The sequence below is a fragment of the Saccharomonospora saliphila YIM 90502 genome (genome assembly GCF_000383795.1).
GTDB classification, from domain to species: domain Bacteria; phylum Actinomycetota; class Actinomycetes; order Mycobacteriales; family Pseudonocardiaceae; genus Saccharomonospora; species Saccharomonospora saliphila.
On the sequence record NZ_KB912603.1, the window covers coordinates 14,167 to 18,364 of the forward strand.

The 4,198-nt window shown below is 72.5% G+C and carries 4 protein-coding genes; 1 reads left to right on the forward strand and 3 read right to left on the reverse strand.

The features are described 5' to 3' along the window. Positions 1 to 262: 262 nt before the first annotated feature. Positions 263 to 1,228 carry an NADPH:quinone oxidoreductase family protein gene (locus SACSA_RS0101640; RefSeq protein WP_028661431.1) on the forward strand — a complete coding sequence of 322 codons (966 nt, stop codon included), beginning with the start codon at positions 263 to 265 and terminating at the stop codon, positions 1,226 to 1,228. A gap of 78 nt (positions 1,229 to 1,306) precedes the next feature. Here the strand turns inward: SACSA_RS0101640 and SACSA_RS0101645 are convergent, their stop codons facing one another. The 3 genes from SACSA_RS0101645 to SACSA_RS0101655 form a co-directional block, all read right to left on the reverse strand. Next, positions 1,307 to 2,845 (reverse strand): arylsulfotransferase family protein, encoded by a 1,539-nt coding sequence (locus SACSA_RS0101645; protein WP_019813001.1) that lies wholly within the window; start codon positions 2,843 to 2,845, stop codon positions 1,307 to 1,309. Positions 2,846 to 3,028: 183 nt separating this feature from the next. Beyond that, complete coding sequence (locus SACSA_RS0101650; RefSeq protein WP_028661432.1) at positions 3,029 to 3,259, reverse strand: hypothetical protein; 231 nt, start codon at positions 3,257 to 3,259, stop codon at positions 3,029 to 3,031. A gap of 252 nt (positions 3,260 to 3,511) precedes the next feature. Then, on the reverse strand, positions 3,512 to 4,198 hold a 687-nt coding region (locus SACSA_RS0101655; RefSeq protein WP_019813005.1), incomplete at its 5' end, for an NAD(P)/FAD-dependent oxidoreductase.

The window sequence follows — 4,198 nt, forward strand, 5'->3', positions numbered from 1 at the left end:
GCGGGGCCGTTCGGAACCGGCCGGGTCGGCGTGGTGCTGGTCGCGACCGGCCGGCTGGGCGGTGTGGCGGCCGGGCTCCAGACGGTCGGTGCGAAAGCGCTCGGTGGCCACGAGGTCGTCCCTTCGGTCCGGGCGTCCCGCGGTGGGCGGGGTGGCGGCGTTCACAGGGTCCTCGCCGCAGCTTACTGTTTGCACTTAGAGTGCATTATTAAGGCGGTCGTTCCCCGGTGCCTCGGCCCGGGATCACACAAAGGAGTGGTGGATGCGTGCAGCGCAGGTGGTGACCCTGGACGGACCTGCCTCCGTGCGGGTCACGGAGGTCGACGAACCCCGCGCCGACGGTCAGGTCGTCATCGACGTGCACGCTGCCGGGGTGACGTTTCCCGACGTGCTCCAGAGCCAGGGGAAGTACCAGATCCAGCCGGAGCTGCCCTTCGTGCCGGGCACCGAGGTGGCGGGCGTCGTGCGCTCGGCGCCCGAGGGCGCGCCGGTGGCGGCGGGCGACCGGGTGGCGGCCTTCCCCGGTCTCGGCGGTTTCGCCGAAACCGTCGCGACCGCGCCCGAGTTCGTGTTCGGCATCCCGGAAGAGGTCTCCTTCGCGGCCGCCGCCGCGCTGCCGATGAATTACCTCACCGTGCACTTCGCGCTCACCCGGCGGGGCGGCCTGCGGGCGGGGGAGACCGTGCTCGTGCACGGCGCCGCCGGTGGCGTGGGAACCGCGTCGATCCAGCTCGCCTCGGCGCTCGGCGCGCGGGTGATCGCCGTGACCTCGTCGGCGGACAAGGCCGGCCTCGCCCGCTCGGCCGGGGCGCACGAGGTCGTCTCGGCGGACGGCTTCCGCGCCGAGGTCGCCGACCTGACCGGCGGAGCCGGGGTGGACCTCGTCGTCGATCCGGTGGGCGGCGACCGGTTCACCGACTCGCTGCGCAGCCTGGCCCCGGAAGGACGGCTGCTGGTGATCGGCTTTACCGCGGGGGAGATCCCGACGGTGAAGGTGAACCGGCTGCTGCTGAACAACATCTCCGTCGTCGGCGTCGGGTGGGGCGCGTTCTGGCGGACCCGCCCCGAATACCTGCGACAGCAGTGGGACGAGGTGCGCCCGCTGCTGGAACAGGGCAGGCTCGCTCCGCCCATCGGGGCGACCTACCCGCTCGACGACGTCGCCACGGCGCTGGCCGACCTCGACGGGCGGCGAGCACTCGGCAAGATCGTGCTCACCACGCGCTGACGGGCCACCGCGCCCGCGCCCGGTCCGGAACCCGGGGCGGGCGCGTGGTACCGGGTCCACTCCCGCCCGGGCCCCGCCTCACCGTGTCTCGGTGGCCGGGTCCGACTCGGCGAGGGCCTCGCCGTCGGCGTCGAGGGCCACGGCCACGAAGTGCGGGCCCTCGCTCGTGAGTGACACCGCGGTCTCGAAGCCGCTGCGGGCGACCGTGGCCACCGGCTCGAGCGCATCGGGCGACTCGCCGGCCAGGATGCGCCATTCCCGCGTCTCGGTGGAGCCGTTCCAGCTGACGTAGACGGTGCGCCCGCCCGCCTTGTTCTCCCCGATCGCGACGGCGGGTTTCTCGGCGGGCCTGCCTGTCCAGGTATGGGTCCGGGCGCGGTAGGACTGGTCCGGTTCGGGGAACCGGGCGTCGAGAACCAGTGTGCCGTCCGGGGCGAACTCCGAGGTGTAGGGTTGCGATCCCCAGCCCACCAGCGCGCGGCCGTCCCCAAGCAACTGCATGCTGCCCTGGTTGTCGGCGCGCAACTTCGCGGGGTGCACGAACTCCTGTTCCACGGTCACGCGCATCGCGTCCTCGTCGACCCGCAGCACCAGGCCACGCGAGTGCGGTCCCTGCGGCGGGGAGGAGGAGTTGTCGAACAGCGCCAGTCGCGACCCCGAGTGCCAGCGCGCGTCGTGCTGCCAGGAGAACCGGGCCAGCTCGTCGAGCGCGAAGTCGGAGCGGCGGCCGTTCATCCGCCAGACGAGTTCACCGCTGTCCCGGGAGATCTTGTACAGCGCCCAGGTGTTGCGGGCCGACAGGATCAGGCCACCGTCGTCGGTCGGCTCGATCGAGTTGAGGTGGATGTAGTCGAACGGGTTGTCCTCGCCGCCGGTGTCGGCGAGGTCCTTGTGGGTCTCGTCCACGGCGACGTGGTCGAGACTGTTCCACTCGAACACCACCTCGCCGGTCGCGATGTCCACCTCCTGCACCACACCCGCGTAGACCCAGCCGTCCACCGGTCCGCCCACGGGGGACAGGTCGGCACGCGCGGGGTGGTAGGCCATCAACAGTGCCGTGTCGTCGGCCGTGATCAGGAATTCGTGGAGGTCGGCCTTCATGCCGTTGCCCATGCGCACCTCGGCGACCTGCCGGTACGAGCTGTCGTAGATGAGGCCCACACCCTCGCCGTAGCCCGCGAGGACCCGGCCCTGCCACCAGGTCAGGACGGGCTCGCCCTGGTAGGTCTGCGCCCGGAAATCGGTCGGGACCAGATCCTCGCCCTCACGCGGGAGAAACCAGATCGGCCGCCCGGTGCGGTCGGCGAGCAGGCACCCGGGCTGGCTGGGACTGCTGTCGCGGTACGCCTTCGGCGAGAGGAACAGCAACTCGGGGCTGCTCGCCGCGTCGGCGGAGTCCACGAGGCTCAGCGTCGGCGGGCGCAGGTCGGGCCGCGAGACGAAGTGGTGCAGTCCGCCGGTCCCGCCGGCTTCGCCGGTACCGGCCGCCGCGGACGCCGAGTCCGGCCGAGGCAGCCGGTAGCCGACGTAACCGGAGGTCAGCGGCACGGCGACACCCGCGCCGACCAGGGCGGCCCGGCGCAGAAAACGCCGCCGGGTGAGATCACTGTCAGCCATCGGCAGTCCTCCTGGACGGTATCCGTCACTCGGATGGGCGACGTTACCGCGTGCCGGGAACCACCTGGTACGGGAGGTGTGCTGCCGGTGCCGCGCCCGCGGCATCAGGCCGTCGTGCGGACGGTGGGCGGGACTTCGCCACCGCCACCGCGCGCCGGGTGCTGTGCCGGGGCGGGCTCCGGCTCAGTCGACCGGTGCGACATCGACCACACGGTCGTGGCGCACCCACACCGGTTCGGTGTCGAGGTCGGCGTCGTCGGGCCTGGTCGGGAACCACAGTACCGAGGTGTACGGGTCGGTGATGGGGTAGGCGATCACCTCGCCGTCGCGGAAGAGCTTCTCCATCCCGACGGGTGTCCCCGCGAGGTACGTGATCCGGTCACCGACAACGATCTCGTCGGCACGCTTGCTCATGACGGTCCCCTCCGGAACACGCATCCGGACCCCAGGCGTTCGTTCACCTTGCTGACTGCAAGAACACTACCCGACACCGGTGCGACCGAAAGCCGGATCACAGCAACGGGTGACCTCCGTTCGGGCTATTTCGGCGTAACGCCCGACAAGCCACAGTGGATAGGGGCTGCCGCGCGGCCGGAGCACGCCCACTCGCGACGCCGCGCGACACCACATCGGACGATCGCAGGGACATGCCGTCCGGGTACCGGGTCAGCGCAGGGGATCGGCTTCGCGCAGCGCCGCGGGGCGGGTGCCGGTGACGATCTGCTCGGCGAGCAGCCTGCCCGTGACCGGACCCTGGGTCAGCCCCCACATCCCGTGTCCACCCGCGACGTACACTCCGGGCGTGGCGGTCGCGCCCACGAGCGGACGCCCGTCGGGTGTCACCGGACGCGGACCCACCCACTCGTCGGTGCGCTCCTCCCACCGCACTCCCTCCAGCAGCGGGCGGGCGGAGGCCACCACCGCCTCCACGCGGGCGCGGTCGAGGTCGGCGTCGGGCCCGCGGAACTCCATGGTCCCCGCCACCCGCAGGCCGTCCCGGTACGGCGTGCAGGCCACCCGCGCCTCCGGCAGGTAGACCGGGCCGGGCACCGGCCGGTCGGTGGGCACGGTGAACGAGTAGCCGCGCCCGGCGCGGACCGGTACCCGGACACCGCCGGTGCGGGCGAGCCTGCTCAGCCACGCACCCGTGGCCAGCACCGCCACCTGGGCCGAGATCGGTTCACCGGAGCGGGCCCGCAGCGTCACCGCGTTGCCGTGCCCGCGCACCGAGGTGATGTCGAGGCCGGTCCGGATGGTGCCGCCGCGGGCGCGCACCGAGTCGGCCAGCGCCTGCGTGAACGCGCCCGGATCCACGAACCGCTGGCCGTCGAGCCGCACCCCGGCGCCGATCCG